General features: G+C 26.6%; 22 protein-coding genes. 3 read left to right on the top strand and 19 right to left on the bottom strand.

Annotation, left to right across the window (positions count from 1 at the left end; translation table 11 throughout):
- Positions 1-19: 19 nt before the first annotated feature.
- The 11 genes from cobT to ACFIJ5_RS05305 form a co-directional block, all read right to left on the bottom strand.
- Positions 20-1,096 carry a nicotinate-nucleotide--dimethylbenzimidazole phosphoribosyltransferase gene (cobT, locus tag ACFIJ5_RS05355; RefSeq protein WP_379804688.1) on the bottom strand — a complete coding sequence of 359 codons (1,077 nt, stop codon included), beginning with the start codon at positions 1,094-1,096 and terminating at the stop codon, positions 20-22.
- 228 nt (positions 1,097-1,324) lie between these two features.
- Positions 1,325-1,960 (bottom strand): tRNA (guanosine(46)-N7)-methyltransferase TrmB, encoded by a 636-nt coding sequence (gene trmB, locus ACFIJ5_RS05350; protein WP_379804686.1) that lies wholly within the window; start codon positions 1,958-1,960, stop codon positions 1,325-1,327.
- 369 nt (positions 1,961-2,329) lie between these two features.
- Positions 2,330-3,085 (bottom strand): prolipoprotein diacylglyceryl transferase, encoded by a 756-nt coding sequence (gene lgt / locus ACFIJ5_RS05345; protein ID WP_379804684.1) that lies wholly within the window; start codon positions 3,083-3,085, stop codon positions 2,330-2,332.
- 14 nt (positions 3,086-3,099) lie between these two features.
- On the bottom strand, positions 3,100-3,528 hold the full coding sequence (locus ACFIJ5_RS05340) for an RrF2 family transcriptional regulator (protein WP_379804682.1): 429 nt from the start codon (positions 3,526-3,528) through the stop codon (positions 3,100-3,102).
- A gap of 296 nt (positions 3,529-3,824) precedes the next feature.
- A complete protein-coding gene (cysK, locus tag ACFIJ5_RS05335) occupies positions 3,825-4,751 on the bottom strand; it encodes a cysteine synthase A (RefSeq protein WP_379804680.1) in 927 nt (308 codons plus the stop codon).
- A 227-nt stretch (positions 4,752-4,978) separates the two neighbouring features.
- Positions 4,979-6,499: a methyl-accepting chemotaxis protein gene (locus tag ACFIJ5_RS05330; protein WP_379804678.1), complete on the bottom strand. Its 1,521-nt coding sequence runs from the start codon at positions 6,497-6,499 to the stop codon at positions 4,979-4,981.
- Between the two features lie 90 nt (positions 6,500-6,589).
- A complete protein-coding gene (locus ACFIJ5_RS05325; RefSeq protein ID WP_379804676.1) occupies positions 6,590-7,597 on the bottom strand; it encodes a 3-oxoacyl-ACP synthase III family protein in 1,008 nt (335 codons plus the stop codon).
- A gap of 192 nt (positions 7,598-7,789) precedes the next feature.
- The gene (locus ACFIJ5_RS05320) at positions 7,790-8,425 is read right to left on the bottom strand and encodes a site-2 protease family protein (RefSeq protein WP_379809552.1); all 636 of its coding nucleotides are present in this window, start codon (positions 8,423-8,425) and stop codon (positions 7,790-7,792) included.
- Positions 8,426-8,559: 134 nt separating this feature from the next.
- Positions 8,560-9,579 (bottom strand): hypothetical protein, encoded by a 1,020-nt coding sequence (locus tag ACFIJ5_RS05315; RefSeq protein WP_379804674.1) that lies wholly within the window; start codon positions 9,577-9,579, stop codon positions 8,560-8,562.
- Positions 9,580-9,603: 24 nt separating this feature from the next.
- Entirely contained in the window at positions 9,604-10,596 is a 993-nt protein-coding gene (locus tag ACFIJ5_RS05310; RefSeq protein ID WP_379804672.1) for a phosphodiester glycosidase family protein, read from the bottom strand.
- 221 nt (positions 10,597-10,817) lie between these two features.
- A complete protein-coding gene (locus tag ACFIJ5_RS05305; protein ID WP_379804670.1) occupies positions 10,818-12,194 on the bottom strand; it encodes a PhoH family protein in 1,377 nt (458 codons plus the stop codon).
- A 515-nt stretch (positions 12,195-12,709) separates the two neighbouring features.
- Between ACFIJ5_RS05305 and perR the strand changes: the two genes are divergently transcribed.
- Complete coding sequence (gene perR, locus ACFIJ5_RS05300) at positions 12,710-13,123, top strand: transcriptional regulator PerR (RefSeq protein WP_379804668.1); 414 nt, start codon at positions 12,710-12,712, stop codon at positions 13,121-13,123.
- Positions 13,124-13,151: 28 nt separating this feature from the next.
- Here perR and ACFIJ5_RS05295 read toward each other — a convergent pair whose 3' ends face one another.
- On the bottom strand, positions 13,152-14,378 hold the full coding sequence (locus tag ACFIJ5_RS05295; RefSeq protein WP_379804667.1) for an ABC transporter substrate-binding protein: 1,227 nt from the start codon (positions 14,376-14,378) through the stop codon (positions 13,152-13,154).
- A 106-nt stretch (positions 14,379-14,484) separates the two neighbouring features.
- Here ACFIJ5_RS05295 and ACFIJ5_RS05290 point away from each other — a divergent pair, with 106 nt between their 5' ends.
- A complete protein-coding gene (locus tag ACFIJ5_RS05290; RefSeq protein ID WP_379804666.1) occupies positions 14,485-14,940 on the top strand; it encodes a hypothetical protein in 456 nt (151 codons plus the stop codon).
- 137 nt (positions 14,941-15,077) lie between these two features.
- Positions 15,078-15,446: a hypothetical protein gene (locus ACFIJ5_RS05285; protein ID WP_379804664.1), complete on the top strand. Its 369-nt coding sequence runs from the start codon at positions 15,078-15,080 to the stop codon at positions 15,444-15,446.
- Positions 15,447-15,682: 236 nt separating this feature from the next.
- On the opposite strand, the gene ACFIJ5_RS05280 is transcribed toward ACFIJ5_RS05285, so the two are convergent.
- The 7 genes from ACFIJ5_RS05280 to lon form a co-directional block, all read right to left on the bottom strand.
- On the bottom strand, positions 15,683-16,384 hold the full coding sequence (locus tag ACFIJ5_RS05280; protein WP_379804662.1) for a hypothetical protein: 702 nt from the start codon (positions 16,382-16,384) through the stop codon (positions 15,683-15,685).
- A 54-nt stretch (positions 16,385-16,438) separates the two neighbouring features.
- Positions 16,439-16,699 carry a hypothetical protein gene (locus tag ACFIJ5_RS05275; protein WP_379804659.1) on the bottom strand — a complete coding sequence of 87 codons (261 nt, stop codon included), beginning with the start codon at positions 16,697-16,699 and terminating at the stop codon, positions 16,439-16,441.
- A 46-nt stretch (positions 16,700-16,745) separates the two neighbouring features.
- Complete coding sequence (locus ACFIJ5_RS05270) at positions 16,746-17,042, bottom strand: hypothetical protein (RefSeq protein WP_379804656.1); 297 nt, start codon at positions 17,040-17,042, stop codon at positions 16,746-16,748.
- Positions 17,039-17,431, bottom strand: coding sequence for a hypothetical protein (locus tag ACFIJ5_RS05265; RefSeq protein WP_379804654.1), 393 nt, complete (start codon positions 17,429-17,431; stop codon positions 17,039-17,041). Before ACFIJ5_RS05265 ends, ACFIJ5_RS05270 begins: the two co-directional genes overlap by 4 nt.
- A 422-nt stretch (positions 17,432-17,853) precedes the next feature.
- Positions 17,854-18,585 carry a CPBP family intramembrane glutamic endopeptidase gene (locus ACFIJ5_RS05260; protein WP_379809550.1) on the bottom strand — a complete coding sequence of 244 codons (732 nt, stop codon included), beginning with the start codon at positions 18,583-18,585 and terminating at the stop codon, positions 17,854-17,856.
- A gap of 71 nt (positions 18,586-18,656) precedes the next feature.
- A complete protein-coding gene (gene yihA, locus ACFIJ5_RS05255) occupies positions 18,657-19,238 on the bottom strand; it encodes a ribosome biogenesis GTP-binding protein YihA/YsxC (RefSeq protein ID WP_379804652.1) in 582 nt (193 codons plus the stop codon).
- Positions 19,228-21,561: an endopeptidase La gene (gene lon / locus ACFIJ5_RS05250; RefSeq protein ID WP_379804650.1), complete on the bottom strand. Its 2,334-nt coding sequence runs from the start codon at positions 21,559-21,561 to the stop codon at positions 19,228-19,230. Before lon ends, yihA begins: the two co-directional genes overlap by 11 nt.
- Positions 21,562-21,661: the final 100 nt, after the last annotated feature.

Here is a 21,661-nt window from a genome sequence, read left to right as displayed (position 1 = left end):
ATTCCACTCCTATTTTCTTTTACTGATCTTTTCTAATATCTATGTACTCATCACCATTTATATTGGCTTGTTGAAATGTTCCCATATTTTCCATAGTATAAATCGCTGCTTCTATTACATTAAATGCTAAAGGACATCCAGAGCCTTCCCCTAATCTCATTTTTAAATTTAACATACTCTCAAGTCCAATTTCTTGTAACATATGTACTGCTGCTGGCTCTGCTGATAAATGTGATGCAAACATATAATTTTGACAAAGTGGATTTAATCTGTATGCACATAAAGCTGCTGCTGAAGCTATAAATCCATCAATAACAATTGATACTCGATTTTTAGCTGCACCTAAAAAGCATCCACAAAGTCCTGCAATATCAAGACCTCCTACTTTAGACAATACATCAATTACATCTTCTTTATTAGGATTATTAATTTTTATTGCCTTTTTAATTGCATTTCTTTTACACATTAACTGTTCACTAGTAATACCGGAACCTTTTCCTACGGTAATCTCTGGATCTAAATCACATAATACACTTAAAACTGCAGCACTAGTTGTTGTATTACCTACACCCATTTCTCCTGTGCCTAACATATCTACTCCTTCTTCTACTAGCTTGTCTACAGTTTCAATACCTACTTCTATTGCTCTAATGGCTTGTTCTCTTGTCATAGCCGATTCTTTTGTCATATTTTTAGTACCATATGCTATTTTTTTATTAATAATCTTAGGATTATTAAACTCATAATCAACTCCTATATCAACAACTGTAATATCAGAATGTGCAAATTTAGAAAGTACATATACTCCTGTGATATCTTTTGTGAAATTATTGGTTACTATTTGAGTTACCTCTTTAGGACAGTTTGTAACGTTTTCTTCTATTACTCCATTGTCAGCACACATTATAATTATATTTTTATTATTTATTTTAGGAAATACCTTTCCTGTTATACCAGCTATTTGAACAGCTATTTCTTCTAGCCTTCCTAAACTACCAATGGGCTTAGTTAAATTATCAATCTTATTCCATGCCCTTTTGACTGCATTTTCATCTAAATCTGTAATATTGTTTAATGTTTGCTGTAATAAACCCATCAAAATCCCCCTAACTTTAAATCGAAAATTGTATAATCATTTACCTATTCAATAGTATCACATTTAACTTTATTAATATAGTTAAAAATTTATAAAAATATAAATTTTAAAGTAATAACTCATAAATTTGGATAAATTCTATATAATGTAAAAACAAAGTCGAAATGACAACTCATTTCGACTCTTACTAATACATTTTTAATGCTGTAAAACAACTTATTTTAAATACTACAAGAGTTCAGCAATTAAAAATTTAATTTTTATTCCTCTTTCAGTAAACTTTGCTTCATATTCAGTTACTATATTATCTTCAAAATCATCATTGTGAAGATCCCTTGTTAGATATTTTAATTCAAATCCACTTTCTTTAAAATATTCTATAGATTCTTCAAAAAGCTCATCATCATCTGTCTTAAACCATATTTGTGTTCCTTGCTCAATAAACTCTTTATAATATGTTAAGAACTTTGTATGAGTAAGTCTTCTTTTCTTGTGTCTTTCCTTTGGCCACGGATTACAAAAATTTATGAAAATTCTCTTTACTTCTCCTTTATCAAATACTTCATTTATTCCCATTATATTCATAGCTGTTAATCTTATATTTTCAACTTCTATTTCTTCTATTTTTCTTAGGACATATACCAAAACTTCATCCTTTAAATCTACAGCAACAAAATTTTTATTTGGATATTTTACTGCTGCTTGTGATACAAAACCACCTCTTCCACATCCTAATTCTAAATATATATCATTATTATTTTTGAATTTTTCATTCCATTTTCCTTTTAATTGTTTAGCATCACTAACAAAAAAAACACTTTCCTCAAGCTCTGGTCTTGCCCACCATTTCTTTCGTAATCTCATTACCTTCCTCCTATTAATCGAACCGTTAATTATTATTCAACTTTCCCAGTAAAAAAATACTGCTTAGCGAAGGGAAATGATATCTTGCGTAAGAAACATTTAATAGCAATTAAGAATTAATAATTAAAAATGAATAATGAAGGTTGATTTTTGCTTTAGCAAAAATCTTTAATTATATTAGTTATTTTGCCCTAAGGCAAAATTTCCTTAATTAATAATTATTCATTATTAACTATTAATTATCTTTAAAGTGAAAGGTTTCTAAGCGAGATATCATTTCCCGTAGCGGCTATTTTTCACCTGCGAAAGTTGAGTTATTATTTTTTTCTTAGATAAAAACTGTACTTTTAAAATTTTATCATAAAATTTTCATTTTGTCTTACGTTTATATATTGCAAATACTAGAAACATACAAATTCCAATTAAACTAACAACTTGAGCCATTCTTAAAGGTCCTAACATTAAACTATCAGTTCTCAATCCTTCAATAAAAAATCTTCCCAATGAATATAATCCTATGTAAGCAAATAAAGTCATACCATCTACCTTACATTTTTTCAATATATTCAATAGAATAATAAATACTATTACATTCCAAACAGATTCATATAAAAATGTAGGATGATAATATGTTCCATTTATATACATGCCCTTTTGAATAAATTCAGGAAAATGTTTTATAAATTCATAAGATACAATCCCACCATGAGCTTCTCCATTAAAAAAATTACCCCATCTCCCAATTGCTTGAGCCAATATTATAGAAGGTACAGCAGCATCCGCATACTTCATAAAACTTACTTTTTTTATTCTTGTATATATAAATGCTACACATAAACTAGCTATAACTCCTCCATGTATAGCTAAGCCACCTCCTCTTATGTTTAACATTTGTCTTATATTACCGTTGTAATCACTCCAATTGAATATAACATAATACAACCTAGCCCCTAAAATTCCAATTGGTAAACATATTATAACCAAATCTAACATTTTATCATAGCTTATCCCTTTAACTTTACAACTATATCCTGCAATAAATATAGCTACTACTATTCCAATTGCAATTAATATTCCATACCATCTTATATCTATTCCAAAAATAGAAATTGCCACAGGATCCATTAAAATCACCTCACTTATATATAATACATATACCCTTCATTATCATAATTATATTTCTCAATAAGTTCTTGTAAAGTTATTTTATCAATTACATCATTAATACATTCATTTATTTTATCCCACACATTTTCTTTTAAACACTTTTCAATTTTATTAGTAGTATTATTTTCATCAACTACTGATAAATCTCCTTCTAAAACTCTTAAGATATCGCCCACAGTAATATCTGAAAGTGAATCACAAATAATATATCCTCCACCTTGACCTTTTCTACCTTTAATAATACCGCTTTTTCTAAGAGATGAAAAGATTTGTTCAAGATAACCTTCTGAAATATTTTGTCTTTCAGAAATACTTTTTAATGTAACACTTTCACTAACAGAATGTACCGCAAGATCAACCATTGCTTTTAAACCATATCTTCCTTTTGTTGATATTTTCATTTGATACACCCCTTTACACTTTTAATTAATTACTTAACTTTCACAGGTAAAAAATATCCGCTACGGGAAATGATATCTTGCTCAGAAACCTTTCACTTCAGTAACAAGTTCTAAGCTTTACTCATATTGAAAAAAGATTTTTTAATTAATATTCCATAGGAATCAGTAATTAAAAAATAACTTTTTTCAAATTCGTAAAGCTAAGAACTTGTAAACTTTGTTCAAATGTTTCTTACGCAATATATCATTTCCCTTCGCTAGACAGTATTTTTGTACTACAAAAGTTAAATTAATTGTTATTCAAAAATTGGAGTTGATAAATATCTTTGTCCTGTATCGGGTAATAATACTACAATGTTTTTATTTCTATTTTCTGGTCTTACAGCTACCTTTTTAGCAGCATATACTGCTGCTCCTGATGATATTCCTACCAATAATCCTTCTGTAACAACTATTTCTTTAGTAGTACTAAATGCAGCTTCATCTTTTACCTTTATAATTTCATCTATTATTTTCTTATCTAATACTTGTGGAATAAACCCAGCACCAATGCCTTGTATTTTATGAGAACCTGGCTGTTCTCCTGATAATACAGCAGATGTTTCTGGTTCCACTGCAATAATTTTTATATTTGGATTTTTTCCTTTTAATACTTTACCAACACCTGTTATTGTTCCACCAGTACCAACACCTGCAACAAAAATATCGATTTTTCCATCCATATCTCTCCATATTTCTTCACCAGTACTTTTCACATGTGCTTTAGGATTAGATACATTATTAAATTGTTGTGGAATAAATGAGTTTTTAATATTTTTACTTAATTCTTCAGCTTTTTCAATAGCACCCTTCATTCCTTTTGATGCGTCTGTTAGTACTAACTCTGCTCCATAAGCTTTTAATAATTTTCTTCTTTCAATACTCATTGATTCTGGCATAGTAAGTATAAGTTTATATCCCTTATTTGCAGCAACAAAAGCAAGTCCAATACCAGTATTTCCACTTGTAGGTTCAATAATTACAGTATCTTTATTTATTAATCCTTCCTTCTCTGCATCCTCAATCATCGCAAATGCAACTCTATCTTTTACACTTCCACCAGGATTAAAATATTCAACTTTTCCTATAATATTAGCTTGTAAATTATTATTTTTTTTATAATTTGAAAGCTTAACTAATGGTGTATTTCCAATTAATTGTAGTGGATTTTCATAAACATTCATCTTAAACTCCTCCTTGTTTTCCTATATGTTTACTAGGTTTTTATGTAAATTATATTTCTTAAAATTATAATTTATAACTAATTAGTTTGTCAATAATATAAATTTTTCCATACTGCTAAAATTTAAAAAAGTATAAATTAAGAAAGTTTTTCTATAAGAAAAACCTCCTTATTTATACTTTAAACTTTGTACTTTAAACTTTGTACTTTACACTTTATCCAATTCCCTTACTTCATAACATTATTCATATCATAAGCTATATTTTTTAATTCCTCTGCACTAGCTGCTATCTCCTCACTAGTTGCTGTATTTTGATTTACTGCTTGAGTCAATGTTTCAAATTTTGATATAGTATTTTCTGTTATATCATGAATTTTAGAATTAAAATCCACAAAATTATTTGACTCATTTAATAACACTTGGATACTTTGTGTTATATCTTCTACATTATTGCCTGAAATTTTTAATTGTTTTATCATATTTCTCACATTTCCTACAGTATCACTTAAAATTTTATCTCCATTGATTATCTTTTCATCATTTTCAGTCATGTACTTTTCGACTTCACAACTCATATCTTTAAGTTCATTACTTATAGAACATACTTTATCTAAAGATTGTTTGGTATTTTCAGCTAATTTTCTTATTTCTTCTGCTACCACAGCAAAACCTTTTCCTGCTTCTCCAGCTCTGGCTGCTTCAATAGACGCATTTAAAGCTAACAAATTAGTTTGCTCAGAAATGTTACCTATAATTGACAATATTTCATCTACTTCTCTAGATTTATTTTGTAAAATTTCTGTAGCATCTAAAGTTGTTTTTATGCTTTGTTTCAAATTGTTCATTATTTCTAATGCTCCATTTAAAGCTCCTTCATTTTCATTAGAAATATCTATAAGACTACAATACACTTTTTCTGCCTGTTTTGCTTTATCTGATACTGTTTCATTTATATCTAATAGTTGGTTTAAAATATTTTTATTCTCATCTGATTTTTTTAACATCTTATTTGCATCATTGCTAATTTCATCTGTTGTACTAGCCATATGTTGCATTGAAATACTTTCTTCTTCTACTACTGATGCCAAATTATTACTAGAACTCAACAATATATTAGATACTTCAGACATTTTTTCAAATATTTCAGATATCTTGTCATTTCTTAATTTTAATTTATGCTGCTTATCATCTGCTTCTCTTAAAATATTAGATGAAAAAGAAGTAAAATAATACAGCCCCATTGTAATACTTATTATATTAATACTTCTTATTACCAATTCTCTTATCATAACTTGATTATCTGGCAAAGTGGTAGGGTTAACTATAAATATCACTATCTGACATAAAATACTAATAGACATAGATATCATATTCATTTTTATATCTAAAAATAATGCCCCTATTATTAGGGTGCCAAAAACACTTACCCATAATTCTTTTGATGGAACCATTAAACATAAATAAAGGTAATTAACATATGAAAATATGAGAATTAATATTTTAAGCTTTTCAAAACTTTTCTTATTAAATGTTTTTCCCTTTACCGTAGTTTTGTACATAACTTTAAAAATTAAAATTTCAAATAAACTTAACATAAGTATTCCAATTATATAAATCCATTTAATTTCATCGTATAATCCAAATAACTTCATTATTAAAAATAAATTTCCTATCATTAATGCTCCGAATGTATAATTCAACAAAACAAATTTCAAAGTTTTTCTTTGATAATCCTCCACTATTCCCATGATATCCTCCTATTTCAAAAACTCTTGTTAAAACATTTTTTATTCATTATTACTTTATAGTAAAATTCATTATACATCTACTCATATTTATTAAAATTTATATAGCAAAGAATTCATTGAGTATCCTGTAGCTATAGAACAAAATACTACTATATCGTCTTTTTTAAATTTATTACTTTTTAATCCATCATCTAAAGCCATAATAGGGCTTGTACAACCTGTATATCCATATTTATCTCCTACAAATGTTATTTTATCCATACTTGAGCCTAATTTGTTCATAGTTAATTCAATATCTGTTTTAGAAAACTGAGACATAAAATAATGACATACATCTTTTGAAGTATAATTATAATCCTTTAAAAGTTTACTAATTAATTTTGCCCATTTTTCTGGTACAAAACTAAAATCAAATGGTACTGCTAACCATTCAACATCATCAGGTTTCATATTTTCTTTTGTAATATTTGATAAACCACATCTAGGAAATCTCATAGCATAACTATAAGCATCATCTGCAAACATTCTTGAACCTAATATACCTCTTTCAACCTCATTATCTTCTTCTACTTCTAATACTACAGCTACTGCACCGTCTCCTGTGCAACCGTAAGTTATCATATCATCTTTTCTAGCAAGTCTACTTACTAATAATGATCCTACTACTAAAACTTTATTATATTTTTTATCTGTTTTTAAATATCTAGTGGCTATATCTATTGCTGTTAGCATTCCTGTGCAATTACTATTTACATCAAAAACTCCTGTTACATTACAAGCTTTTAATTGATTTTTTAATAATAATGAACAAGTGGGCGCTAAAAATTCTGGTGTATCACTTGAATATATTATCATATCAATATCTTCAGATGAAACTTCAGAATTATATAAAGCATTTTTTGCTGCCTCAACAGCCATAGTCAAACTATTTTCATTTTCTTTGGCTATATTTCTCGTATTTCTCCCTAATTTTCTCATTATTCCCTTTAAATGACCATCTAAATTAAACTTTTTAAAATGTTCAATATAATATTCATTATTTACTACATTTTTAGGATGATAACTTCCTGTACCTTTAATCATTACATTTCTAGCCATAATCCACTCTCCTTTAGTTGCATAATATATATCCCATTTATTATTATAATGCTTTTTATATGTAAATAAAGTATTTTTATGTAATATTATAAGTATTTTTTAATAACATAGTAAAAAAAATATATATTCTTGTATCTATATATTCAAACATAAAAAAAACACATGCATTTCACATGTGTTTTGTAACCTATTTTAAAAAATTACTGCTGCAATAGTATCAAAGAAACGCATTATAAAACTTGCTGGTGTTAATACTATAAAATCTGCTAATGAATTTCCACCAAATATAGGAACAATAAATACTATTAAAAATATAACCTGATATCTATACATTGTATCTGCTACATTATAAAAAAACTTAGGAAATAGATCTCTTAAAATATGAAAACCGTCTAATCCTGGTATAGGAATTAAATTAAAAATAAATAACATACAATTTATGCTAATAACAAGTTGTATAATAATATATAAAATAGAATTTAAAGTATTTATCATTACCCCAAAATCTCTTGCAAATAGAAATTTTGAAAGAAAACCAAATACTAATGCAAAAATAAAAGCTGATATTAAATTTGCTAAAGGACCTGCAAAAGAAACTTTCAAATCATCTTTATAATAGTTTTTAAATGCCCTAGGATTTGTTTCCACAGGTTTTGCCCATCCAAATCCTACAAGTAATATCATTATAAAACCAAAAATATCTATATGACTAAGAGGATTTAAAGTTAATCTACCCTGAAACTTAGGTGTTTTATCACCCAATTTATCTGCCATTTTAGCATGTGCATATTCATGTACCGTAAAAGCTACAAGTATAGCAGGTATCATCAATATTTTTCTTAATATTTCTGTTCTAAAATCCAAATTATTGACCTCCTAAAAATGCTTAAATTTTGTAAAAGAATAATTCAATTATAACAAATTTTTATTAAATTTTAAAACATATAAATATTTTAAATACCTTAAAATAATCTTTTTACAAGTTTATGATTATCCAAAATAAGAATTCCTTTATCATATATATCCAAAAACTTACCAGAATATTTAATTCTTTCTCCTGTTTTTATCTCTTCAACTTCATGTTCTTTAGTATAATTAATATATATTTTGTCATTATCATAAAAATATATATCTCCTACATTACACTCTTTTAATATATTAACTTCAGTCATTTTCATATAATTATGTATGTGGGTATAAAATACTTTATCAACCTTACCATTATTTACTTGTAATAAATATACATTGTCATCATCATCTAGTCCTAAAAGTTTTAATTTTTTCAAATCCTTGATTTGATACTCTATATTATTTTCAATTTTACTTAATTTCATATTACTTAAATCTTCATATATAAAAATATCACTTTTATTTGATACTGCTATTTTTCCAACTAATTGTGATTTAACTTTAAAATCACTTATTTCACCTGAAATATCCACTTTATAAATATTGCTATACTTATTATTAGAAATTTTGACATATATCACATTTATTAAGGTGGCTATTTGTATATCTTGCATTTGTGCTTCCTTATCTGACCAGCCTAAATGTGTAATTTGATTTTTTATATGTTTTTCAGCATCATAATAAGTTAACTTAAATCTACTAGACATTTGTTCTAACTTCTTTTCACCTATTAAAATTCTATTTTGATTTGGAACCCACCTATAATAAGAAACACTAGTATCTTTATCAAATTTTATATTTTGTACTTCTCCATTATATGTATTCACTACTTTTAAATTATTGTTAATATAATAAGAAACATACTTTCCATCATAAGAAATACGTATTTTTTTAGCTTCATTATGTATACTTATATTCATATTTGTTTCTTTTGTATAATGCTTTTCATCAACTTTTACACTTTTTATCTGTGTATCTTGTTTGAATAAATCTTTATCTACATAGTACAATATTCCTATTTGAATACATAATGATATGCATATCCAAATTATTATTCTTTTAATCCATCTCATTAAAGGTCTCCTTTAAAAATGTTATTAATTCTTTACATATATAATTGATGGTACAGCTCTCTCTCCTAAAGGACTAGAGGGATTATTAATAACTTTATTATTGTAATACATAGTAGCTGAAGCTCCACCATCTAAGTTTGTAGCATTATACGCATCATATTTTATCATTATATTTTGTACATCCTTTAAAGTAGCACCATAACTAAATGGCGGCTGCCTTCCATCTATAACTAGAAATATTATTGATCCGTCTTTTCTTTGTCCTATAGCTGTTCTTGGGGCTATTCCCCAGCCTCCATTACCACTTTTTATAGTTCCTTTTCCATCTACAACTAAAGGTGGTCCAAAAGTAATAGCTTCTTTAACATTCATTCTTTTCATATCATTCAAACTATGCTTTCCAACCAGTAAAACACCTTCTTTTGTGATTGCCATAACATCTAATTTTTCATCATTATTATTAACCTTCTGGAATTTAACATTTCCATCTGTAATAAGAAAACCAACAGGATTTCCTCCTGTTCCTATCCAAGTTTTATTTTTACTTTTATATGCGAATCCTCCACCGTTTATAGCCGCTGCTGCACCATAATTTTGAGCTATCTTACTTGTAATTTCTCCTTTTTCTCCTAGTTTAGTACTATAACCTACTTTTATTGTAAAAGGATTATTAACAATAATTACGTATCCTTTAAATCTATCACTACTAATATTGTATCTTTCAATATTTTTAGCTTTCATATCTTTCTTTCTTATATTAGATTCTATAATCTTTATGTTTTTTTGATTAAAAACTTCAATATCATCTTGCTTTAAAATTTTATTTATTTCTTCTTGTGACAAAAAAATTTTAGCAATATATTGATGTCTAAAAGAATTCATTGATGATCCAACTACTATTCTTTTTACATTATCAAAAGGTCCATAAAACACAATAAATGGCATAGTTATTATAAAAAATATTAATTGAAATATTAAAAATAATACTATTACCTTAGTTGAAAATTTTCTTTTCATATTCAAAACTCCTATATTAATTCAAAATAATATATACTCTTTCATATTTACTATACTAAATAAAACCCTGTAATCTTATACAAACTAATTATTTTCCTATTAAACTCAAATTCCCTTTATGTATTATTTTAATACAACTAATATTTTTTTTCTATAACCACAAAAATATAAAGTGCAAAGAATAGAGAAGAACTTTGCACTTTATATTTTACTTAAATACATTAAAGTCTCTTTGAAGCCTCATATGCTAAAGGAGATCTTTCACATTCATCATATTTCAAAGTTACTTGATAACATAACTTGCTGCCTTTCATTTTTTCAGATGCATAACATAATCCATTAGATCTAGAATCTAAAAAAGGCTGATCAATTTGTTCTGGATCCCCAATAAGTATCAATTTAGTACCTTCTCCTACTCTAGTTATTATTGCTTTAACTTGTTTAGGCGATAAATTTTGCGCTTCATCAATTATAACCCAATTTTTAACTATAGATCTTCCTCTCAAATAGGCAACTGCTTCTGTCGTTATTATTCTTCTATCAAATAATTCTCGTATTTTATCTAAAATCTCATCTTCATTTTTATATCTTGCATTTTCATTTGAATCAACCAATATTTCTAAATTGTCATATATAGGTCTCATAAAAGGAGCTATTTTTTCTTGTTCTGAACCCGGTAAAAAACCTATTTCTTCATCCATTGTAACATTAGGTCTACATACTAAGATTCTTCTATACTTTTTAGTACCTTCATACATAATTTTTTGTAATCCTACTGCAAGTGAAAATAAAGTTTTTGCTGTACCTGCTGGTCCCTTTATTATAACTAAAGGTGCTTTGTCTGCATCTATATAAAGAGATTCTAACATAAATTTTTGTCCTATATTCCTAGGTGTTATACCTAATGATTGTTCCTCTTTATGATATAATGGTACTATTTTATCTCCATCAAATCTTCCTAAAGCAGTTTTCCTTGGATTTTCAATAGAATGTACTAGTATAAACTGATTTAATACCAAAGTAGGAAAAGAATATTCTTGTGATTCACTTGAATACCACACTAATCCTTCTGTATCTATACATCTTTTTTTATAAAATTCATCTAATTTACTTGATGATACATACACCTCTATTCTTCCGGTATATTGACTTTCATATTCTGGAACAAATTTTTCATGAAAATTTTCTACGTTAATTCCAACAATATCTGCTTTTATCCTTTCAAATATATCTTTTGTTATTAAATATACATCTTCACCTTTATCTTTCAATGCTTTGCAAACTTGAATTATTCTATTATCTGCCTTATTTTTATCCCACACCTCAGGCAAAGTAGTATCATAATGATTCATTTCAACTCTAAGCATTCCCCCACCTGGAAGTTCTACTCCTTTATTCAAATCACCATTTTTTCTTAACCTATCTATCAATCTAGCTGCATATCTTGCATTAGATCCTAAATCACTCTTATCTTTTTTAAATGTATCTAGTTCCTCTAAAACTATTTCAGGTATAACAACGTCATTATCTTCAAAAGTAAAAATAGCTCCTGCCGAATATAATATAACATTGGTATCCAATACATATGTTCTTTTCAAATAATTACCCCCTTCCTATTTATATTAATATTAAATTTTTTAATCAATAATGTAAATTTTTAAACATAAAATATGTTGTCAAAGTATTAACATACTTATTTTTTAGCCTTAATCATAAATATACTTTGTAAAACTATATTTAATATTATTAATTTCTCTAATATTTTAAATAACAAATTTTCAATTTTTACCTAAAAAATTAATATAAAGTTAAAATCGTGTTATATTATTATTATGTATATAATTTCATATTATAGTTAATATAAGTAAATGTTTATTATTTTACATAAAAAAAAGAGCAGAAAAATCTGCTCCCAAAAATAAAATTAAATAAACATGAACTTATGGCTTGTTAATTTCTTAACTATTGCTTACATTTTAATTTTATCATTTTTTTTAAAAAAATCAACTATTTTTTTGAAAATTATATAATCTTATTTTTACGTAGTAAATTATTTACTTATAATAATTTATATTATATAATATAAATAATTATATAATAGAGGATGGTGAACATGAATAATATAACATCAATATTCAAAGAAAAAAAATTAAAATTAACTCCTCAAAGAATCGCTGTATATAAATACCTAAAATCAACGACAAAACACCCTTCAGCTGAAACTATATATAAAGCCTTACAAGAAGATTATCCTACAATGAGTCTTGCAACAGTATATAAGACACTAAAAACATTAGTAGATGTAAACTTAATTCAAGAACTTAATGTAGGTGAAGGAAGTTTTAGGTACGATGCTAACACTAATTCCCATCCACATATTCAATGTATAAACTGTAGCAAAGTAGATGATATAAACGATATAACCTTTCCAGAACTAAATGATAAAGTGAATGGTTTTACAAAATATAAAGTGTTAAGCAACAAAGTATATTTTTATGGAATATGTGAAGATTGTCAAAACAAGTAGGAATGTATTTCCTACTTGTTTTTCTGTTTTATTTATATGTTTTTCCAACACTTTCTTTCCATTCCTTACCATCATATTTTCCTGATAAAATTTCTTCCACTTCAAATTTTATATTCTTGCTTAATTTTTTAGGAATATTATAATCAAATAATATATTTTTTGAATCCGCATAAAATATATTATTTATTATTGAACTATACGAATCACCTAACTTATTATTAACATTTTTATTTCCTGTTACAATTTTTTTTTCAATTAATTTACTTTGAAATTTATCATCATAAATAAACTTTACAAACTTTTGTATTTCTTCCTTATCAACACTATTATTAGATATACTAAAAATTGAATCAACCACAACAGGTTTTTTAAACTTTATATTACTTAAATCTAATGTTTTACCTAGCTCAAAACCTTTTTGACTAGATTTAACCATATTATTAGTAGTAACCATAATCAAAGGTGTACTTTCATCACTTAATTCATCAATTTGATCTTCATTTAAAATTTTAAATGTTTTATTTGATAAAATACTTTCTTTATACATTTTATTTATATAATCAAAAGCCTTTTGCATTTTAGTAGAATTTTCATAATACTTTTTACTACTATCATAATGTTCTTCCACATTATTTATACCAATTTCATTATTAACTACACATGAAAATAGTAAACTATATATATTTGTATTTTTTGTAGTTATAACAGGAACTTTTATGGAATTTTTATTTAATACTTTTAAAATGTTGTATAAACCATTAATATCTTTTGGATAGTCTAAATCCATACTATCTAAAACTTTTTTATTATACATAATTTCTACAGAATAAGGTATAATACCCATTCCATACTGTTTATTATTATACTTACCATATAACCACATTATATCATAGTATCTTTCATATAATTTATTTTCTTCTGCTACAGTTGATAAATCTGCAATAAGTCCTTTTCTAGCTAATTCTATCATATTATTTCTGTTTGTAAAAATTATATCTGCGGTTTCTTTATTTAAAATATTAATCATTTGTTGCCCATCTGAAATGTTGTTAAAACTAATTTTTACATTTGTATTTTCTTTTTCATATTCTTCCTTTATAAAGTTGATTAAATAAAGCATCTTACTATCTTCCATATCAGAATATATGTTTATATTCCTTACATTATTGGTATTTTGCTTTTTTGAACATCCTGCACAACCTAATAATACCACTAAACTCAAAAACACTATTAAATACTTTTTTAATATTTTCAAAACATATTCCTCCTTCCTAAATACTGATTTTAAATATTTTAAATTTAGTTTATGTAAATTAATTAAATATATTATAAATGCATATACTTTAATGGAGGTGAAATTTATGAAATTAAAAGTATTTTTTCTTAAGAAAAAACATATATATGCAGCCATAGCCATTTTAATAATGTTAATCTTATTAATTATACTATTGTCTTTTAATTCTAAAAACACAATATCTACTTTTAATATAATTTCAAGTGATAAACTTTTTAAAACAGATCTAACAGGAGACGGTGAAGAAGACATCTTATATATAAAAACAGATAAAGATAAATATTACATTCAAGTTAATACGAAAAATAATAAAAATATATTTATTGAACCCAATAAAAAATTAAATACCGTTGGAACATACATTAAATATTGGCCTATGAGACTTACTTTAAAAGATATTAGTAGAGACAATATACCTGAAATATTTATTCAATCTTCTCAAAAAACAAACCAATTCAGCATGTATTTTTATGGAAAAATGATAAGTTTAAAGATATACTGTGTGGTTATAATAACATTTTAGGTTTCACTGATTATTCAAATAGTAGGACTCCTAAAACTATTTCTGGAAATTTTCAAAACCACAAAATAAATTTTACACATTATATCTTAATAAAAGATACACTAAAACCTTTTACTTATAACTATAATGAAACTTATATGGGCAAAGACAGTATTACTAATTTTATAAATTTTATTGAAGAACTATATCTCAACAATAAACCTGATCTTAAATTATTAAATAACATAGTATGCTCTAATTTACAAACTCAAAGTTATGACGTAATATCTAAATTATCAAATGAAACAACAAAATTAGTTTTTCAAGATGCCACATTTAAAGATTCAAAATATAACAAACATGGTGAAATAACTAGAATTGACTGGACATTAAGTTTTAGAGGAATGCTTAAAGATACATCACAACCTAAAAATTATACATTTAACTTAGTCTTAAAACCATGTAAAAACTCTAAAGATAAATTTCACTTTAAAATTTCATCTATATCACTTACTGTATTAAAATAAAAGGACCGCATATGGCGGTCCTCAGGGGGATGGGGGGTTTGGGGCATAAAACTTAAAAACTTTGCATATAACTTGTAAATCAAAATTTATTTTGTTTACATTAATAATATTGCCATATATAAAATTTTTATACTCATTATTAAACAAAATTTTATAATATTTTTTAATATTATATATAACAATGCCCGACCAATATAAAAAAATACATTAGCCGGGATAATATCTCTACTAAGTATTCATTTAGACAAATATATGTCTATTACTTCTTCTATCATTTCTTTATCTGATTTATCTAACAAATCTCCAATTGCTCTTAATAAACAAATAACTTTTTTCTTTTTTTCTTCAATATCTTGTAAATCTTCATAATTATTATATTCATTTTCATTTAGAACTTCAACTATATTGTCATTAATCTTTTCATTTTCACTGTCATCATTGTTTACAATTTCTACATTTACATTCTCGGTATCTGTATTATAAGAGTTAATATCATTATCTTTATCTATATTATATGATTTAATATCATTCTTTGGATCTTCATTGGAATCATCTTGAAAATTTAAACTCCCTAATATTTCAACTAACTTAGTTATATCAATATTACCAATCATTCTTGTTATCTGGCTTAATGGAGAACTATTAAATGGCATATTATTCATTCCGTTCATGTTATTCATGCCATTCATTCCGTTCATACCATTCATATTATTCATTCCGTTCATACCATTCATATTATTCATTCCGTTCATACCATTCATGTTATTCATTCCGTTCATATTATTGAAATTATTCATCTGTTCTTGATTATTTGTAGTATTAGTGCTATTTTCACTATTTATATTATTAGTATTTGTAGAATCATTTATGTTTTCATTAAATCTTTCGTATTCTTGATTATAATCCTTACGGTGTTTTTTGTGTTTATGTTTTGACACCTAATTCCCCCCTTTTTCACTTTAGGAGGGAATATAAATTCCCTCCTAGTCTTTTTAACAGCAACCACATCTGCTTCCGTATCCAGAGCATCTATTTTTACCGCCGCAGCAGCATAGAAGCAAGAATAAGAAGAATAATGCTTCAATTGTGTTATCAGACTTAATAATTTCACCTTTTTTAAGTGCTATCAATAATACTACCAAACAGAATGGACTGCATATATTTCCAAAACAGCAGTTATATCCACCACCGTAGCCATATCCGCCACCTCTGCATGGGTTATTACAACAACAGCAACAACATTTTCTTGACATAATCAACCCCCCTTTCTTGGGCAATGGTATAATTGGTTTACTAATTTTATTCTGTTGTATCTAAATTAATAACATTACTAGCACAATTATGCGGCTTCTTACATCTAAATAGTAGAACTATTGCAATTATTACAATTATCCATAAATAACATCCACATCCATAGCCATATCCGCCTCCGGAACCACAGCCACATCCAGAACCACAGCCACAGCTAGAGCAACAATTGCAGCAACAATTACAACAATCACAGCAATCACAACAATCACAGCAATCGCAACAATCACAGCAATCGCAACAGTTACAGCAATTACCACAACTACAACAGTTACAAGATGGTCTCATGCAGCATACATATTTTTTGTGCTTTTTGCTATGGCCTTTCTTTTTTTGCAACATAATTCAAAGCAATTACATCCGCAACCATAGCCGCCATAACCACCGTAACCTCTGCCGCCATAGCCACCGTAACCGCAGCCACCATAACCGCCACAACCACAGCCACCATAACCGCCATAGCCACAGCCGCCATAACCACCACAGCCACCATAACCGCCATAACCTCTGCCACAGCAGCAACACAATAGTATTAAAACTATTACTAGTAATGCTATCGAACTATTTGAGCCATTTAATCCCATTCCTTTTATCAAATTTGCATACATTTGAGGATCAATTCCATTACTTTCACCATTTGAGTTGAACACTTGCCCAAATAATTTGCTAAAATCCACTTCCCACTTCCTCCTTCCTGTTAGTTCTTTATTTTTCATCATTTGCTTTATACTATATACTATTCAGCTTGTTTTAAATTGACACAAGAATTTATATTCATCATGCATATTTTTTAATATTATTTTTATATAAGAATTTCTAAACCTTGTTCAAATGTTTTTTACGCAATATATACTTTTTTAACCTACATAAGGTAGAAATCATAAATTTATATGGTACAATTTTACATAAACTTGTCATTTACTGAAATTACTTAACTTTATACCATTGATTCTTTGAAAAAAATTTATAATTTCCTTAATAATAACAAAAAACATTATTTGATATTTTACTATTTACTAAAATATCAAATAATGTTTTTATTAAATATATATGTTTTTAATAAATTTATCCAACTAAATCAATTGATATACAAACCTAATCACAATATTTTCTGTAAAAATACTATAGTAGTAGTTACAAAATTAAAAAACGAATGATTCATTACTGCATACCAATATCCTTTCTTCTCTATTAAATAACAATTTATCAATGCAAGAACCAATAATCCAGCAAATGCTTGTATATTATAATGTATAAATGCAAATATAACACTACTAAATATAGCTGATAAATATATTCCTGTTTTCTTTTTAAAAATCTTTTGAAACAATAAATATCTAAATACAAATTCTTCAAGAATTGGAGCAAATATAACAGTCACCAACGCCATGTATGCATACTGATTCATTGACATTTTACTCATTATATTTATTACTTCTTGCTGTTTTAAATTCACATTTAACTTAGAAAAAATAATATATGTCACTACTGCTACTGCTGTAGTCATTACATAAGAAATTAAAATGCATTTAAAGCTTTCCCCTAATCTTATTGTTTTTATACTAAATTTATGAACATTATAATCACATTCATTAGAAAAATCATTATTTTCCCTAGCAATTTTCCTTAAACAACTTATATTGATAAGCACTAAAATAAAAGGTACTAAATTCATAACAAATGCAGAACTAATAAATGCTATAATTCCATAAATTATCGAAAATAATACTCTTACTAATTTATTTATTTTTTTATTATAAATTTTCAAGAAAAATATAAATGGCATCATATATACAAACAAAAATGTTAATACATCAATAACTTTCTTCATATAATCCACAATAAATCCCCCTCATATAATGCTTAAAAAAGGCATGCTATTACTGCATGCCTAATAAAATATTATTCTTCATCAAAAATAACTTCTAATATTTCTTCCTTTCCCTTTTTATTTAATGCAGAAAAAGGTAATATCTTCTCATGTTTTTCCATACCTAAAGTTTGTCTTATTAATTTCATATTCTTAAAAAGTTGATTATTACTTACTTTATCACTTTTAGTAGCTACTACTACAGGTTCATAATTATAATATTTTATCCAATCATACATTATGACATCATCATTAGTAGGTTTATGCCTACAATCTACTAATAATACAACTTTTTTTAATTGTTCTCTATTCACAAGATATGTTTCAATTACTTTACCCCAATTTTTCTTTTCTGATTTAGACACTTTGGCATATCCATAACCTGGTAAATCAACAAAGTAAAGTATATCATTTATTAAAAAGAAATTAACTAATCTAGTTTTTCCAGGAGTACTACTTGTTTTAGCAAGCTTTCTTCTATTTGTTATAGCGTTTATGAGTGATGATTTTCCTGCATTGGATCTTCCTACAAAAGCTATTTCCCTTTTATTATCATTAGGATATTGGGCAGGTTTAACAGCCGATATTATAAATTCTGATTTATTAATGTCCATTGTTCATCTCCCTAACTAATGCATTTGATAATACATCATTTATTTTACTAGCTGGTATAAATTTTATCTTTTTTCGCACAGTTTTAGGAATTTTATCCAAATCTTTTTCATTATCCTTAGGTATTATAATTGTATCTATTCCTGATCTATAAGCTGCTAAACTTTTTTCTTTTAATCCTCCAATAGGTAAAACTCTCCCAGTTAAAGTTATTTCCCCAGTCATAGCTACATTATGCTTTACTTTAATACCACTTAATGATGAAACAATAGCAGTTACCATTGTAACCCCTGCTGATGGTCCATCTTTAGGAACAGCTCCTTCAGGTACATGAATATGTAAATCTTTATTTTTATAAAAAGTAGCATCAATCTTGTATTGTTGTGCATTAGCTCTTACATAGCTGTACGCTGCTTTTGCAGATTCAGTCATAACATCTCCTAATTGACCTGTAAGTTGAAGTTTTCCATCACCTTCCATAGCACTCACTTCTACAGGAAGAGTATCCCCTCCATACCCTGTCCATGCAAGACCTGTAACAACTCCTATCTTGTCTTCTTTGTCACTTTTTTCAAAAGTATACATTGGCACACCTAAATATTTCTTAATATGTACCGCTGTAATATTTATTTTCTTTTTATTTTTTTCAACTATCTCAGTAATAGCTTTTCTTATTACCGCTGATATTTTTCGTGATAATTCTCTTACACCAGATTCTCTAGTATAATTGTCTATTATTGAATATATAGCTGAATCTGAAAAAGTTAAAGTATTATCTTTTACATCATATTCTTTTAATTGTTGTGGTATTAAATGTTTTTTACCAATATTGTATTTTTCTTCAGAAGTATATCCTGAAACTTCTATTATTTCCATTCTATCAAGTAAAGGTCTTGGAATAGTATCTAATCTATTTGCAGTAGTTATAAACAATACTTGAGATAAATTAAAATCTAACTCTAAATAGTGATCTCTAAATGTACTATTTTGTTCACTATCTAGTACTTCAAGCAATGCATCTGCTGGATTTCCTCTAAAGTCACTACTCATTTTATCAATTTCATCTAATAAAAATAGTGGATTTTTGGATTTAGCTTTTTTCATTCCATATACTATTCTTCCTGGGATAGCTCCTACATAAGTTTTTCTGTGACCTCTTATCTCTGCCTCATCTCGTACACCACCTAAGGACATTCGTACAAAATTTCTATTTAGCGCATTGGCTATAGATTTAGCAATTGAAGTTTTACCTACTCCAGGAGGTCCTACTAAACATAATATAGGTCCTTTAAGTGATTTACTTACCTTTTTAACTGCTAAATATTCTATTATTCTAGTTTTTACATCTTTTAAACCATAATGTTCAGAATCTAAAATTTCTCTAGCCTTTTTAATATCAATGTTATCCTTAGTACATTTATTCCATGGTAAGTCTATTATCCAATCTAAATAGTTTCTTATTACATTTCCTTCTGATGAATAACTACCACTACGTTCCAATCTTTTTAATTCATATAGTGCCTTTTCTTTAGCTTCTTTAGGAAGTTTAGCCTTTTTAATTTTTTTCTCATATTCTTTTATTTCTTTTTTAAACTCATCTTCCTCGCCTAACTCTTCTTTAATAGCTTTCATCTGTTCTTTCAAATAATATTCTTTTTGAACCTTATCTATATTTGTTTTTACTTTTGTGCCAATCTTTTTTTCGACCTTAACAATTTCTAACTCATTATTCAATACATATAGTAATTTTTCTAATCTTTCTTTAATTTCATATGCTTCTAGAAGTTCTTGTTTTTTACTCTGTTTTAGAGGTAAATATGAAATAATAATATCTGCTAAATCACTTGATCTATCTACATCATCTAAAGTTATGATAGCCTCCATAGGTATACTTCCAGATAATTTAACATACTCATCAAAAGTATTTTTAACTGAACGCATTAATGCCTCAATTTCTTTACTATCTTCTATTTCTTTACTTTGTAATATTTCAATATTTACCTTAAAAAATGGATCACTCTCACTATATTCAATGATTTTAGCTCTATCTTCACCTTCAACAAGTACTCTTACTGTATCACCAGGTAATCTTAAAATTTGCTTAATTGTACAAACAGTACCAACTACATTTATATCCTCTGTATCTGGCTCTTCAACTTTTGCTTCCTTTTGAGTAACTAAAAATATTTTTTGATCATTCATCATAGCTTCTTCAAGAGCAGCTATAGATTTTTTTCTTCCAACATCAAAATGTATGATCATTTCAGGGAAAACAACCATTCCTCTTAGAGGAATTAGCGGAAGAGTATTTATTTTATCTGTCATTTTTTCTCCCCTCTCTCGTTTATTGATAACATACTATACACATAAATATATAATTAGACTAATATATTATAACCATAAAAACATTTTTTTTCAATTTTAA

It is taken from the genome of Haloimpatiens myeolchijeotgali (assembly GCF_042688525.2).
Taxonomy (GTDB): Bacteria; Bacillota; Clostridia; order Clostridiales; family Clostridiaceae; genus Haloimpatiens.
This window is presented reverse-complemented; position numbering and strand designations above follow the sequence as displayed.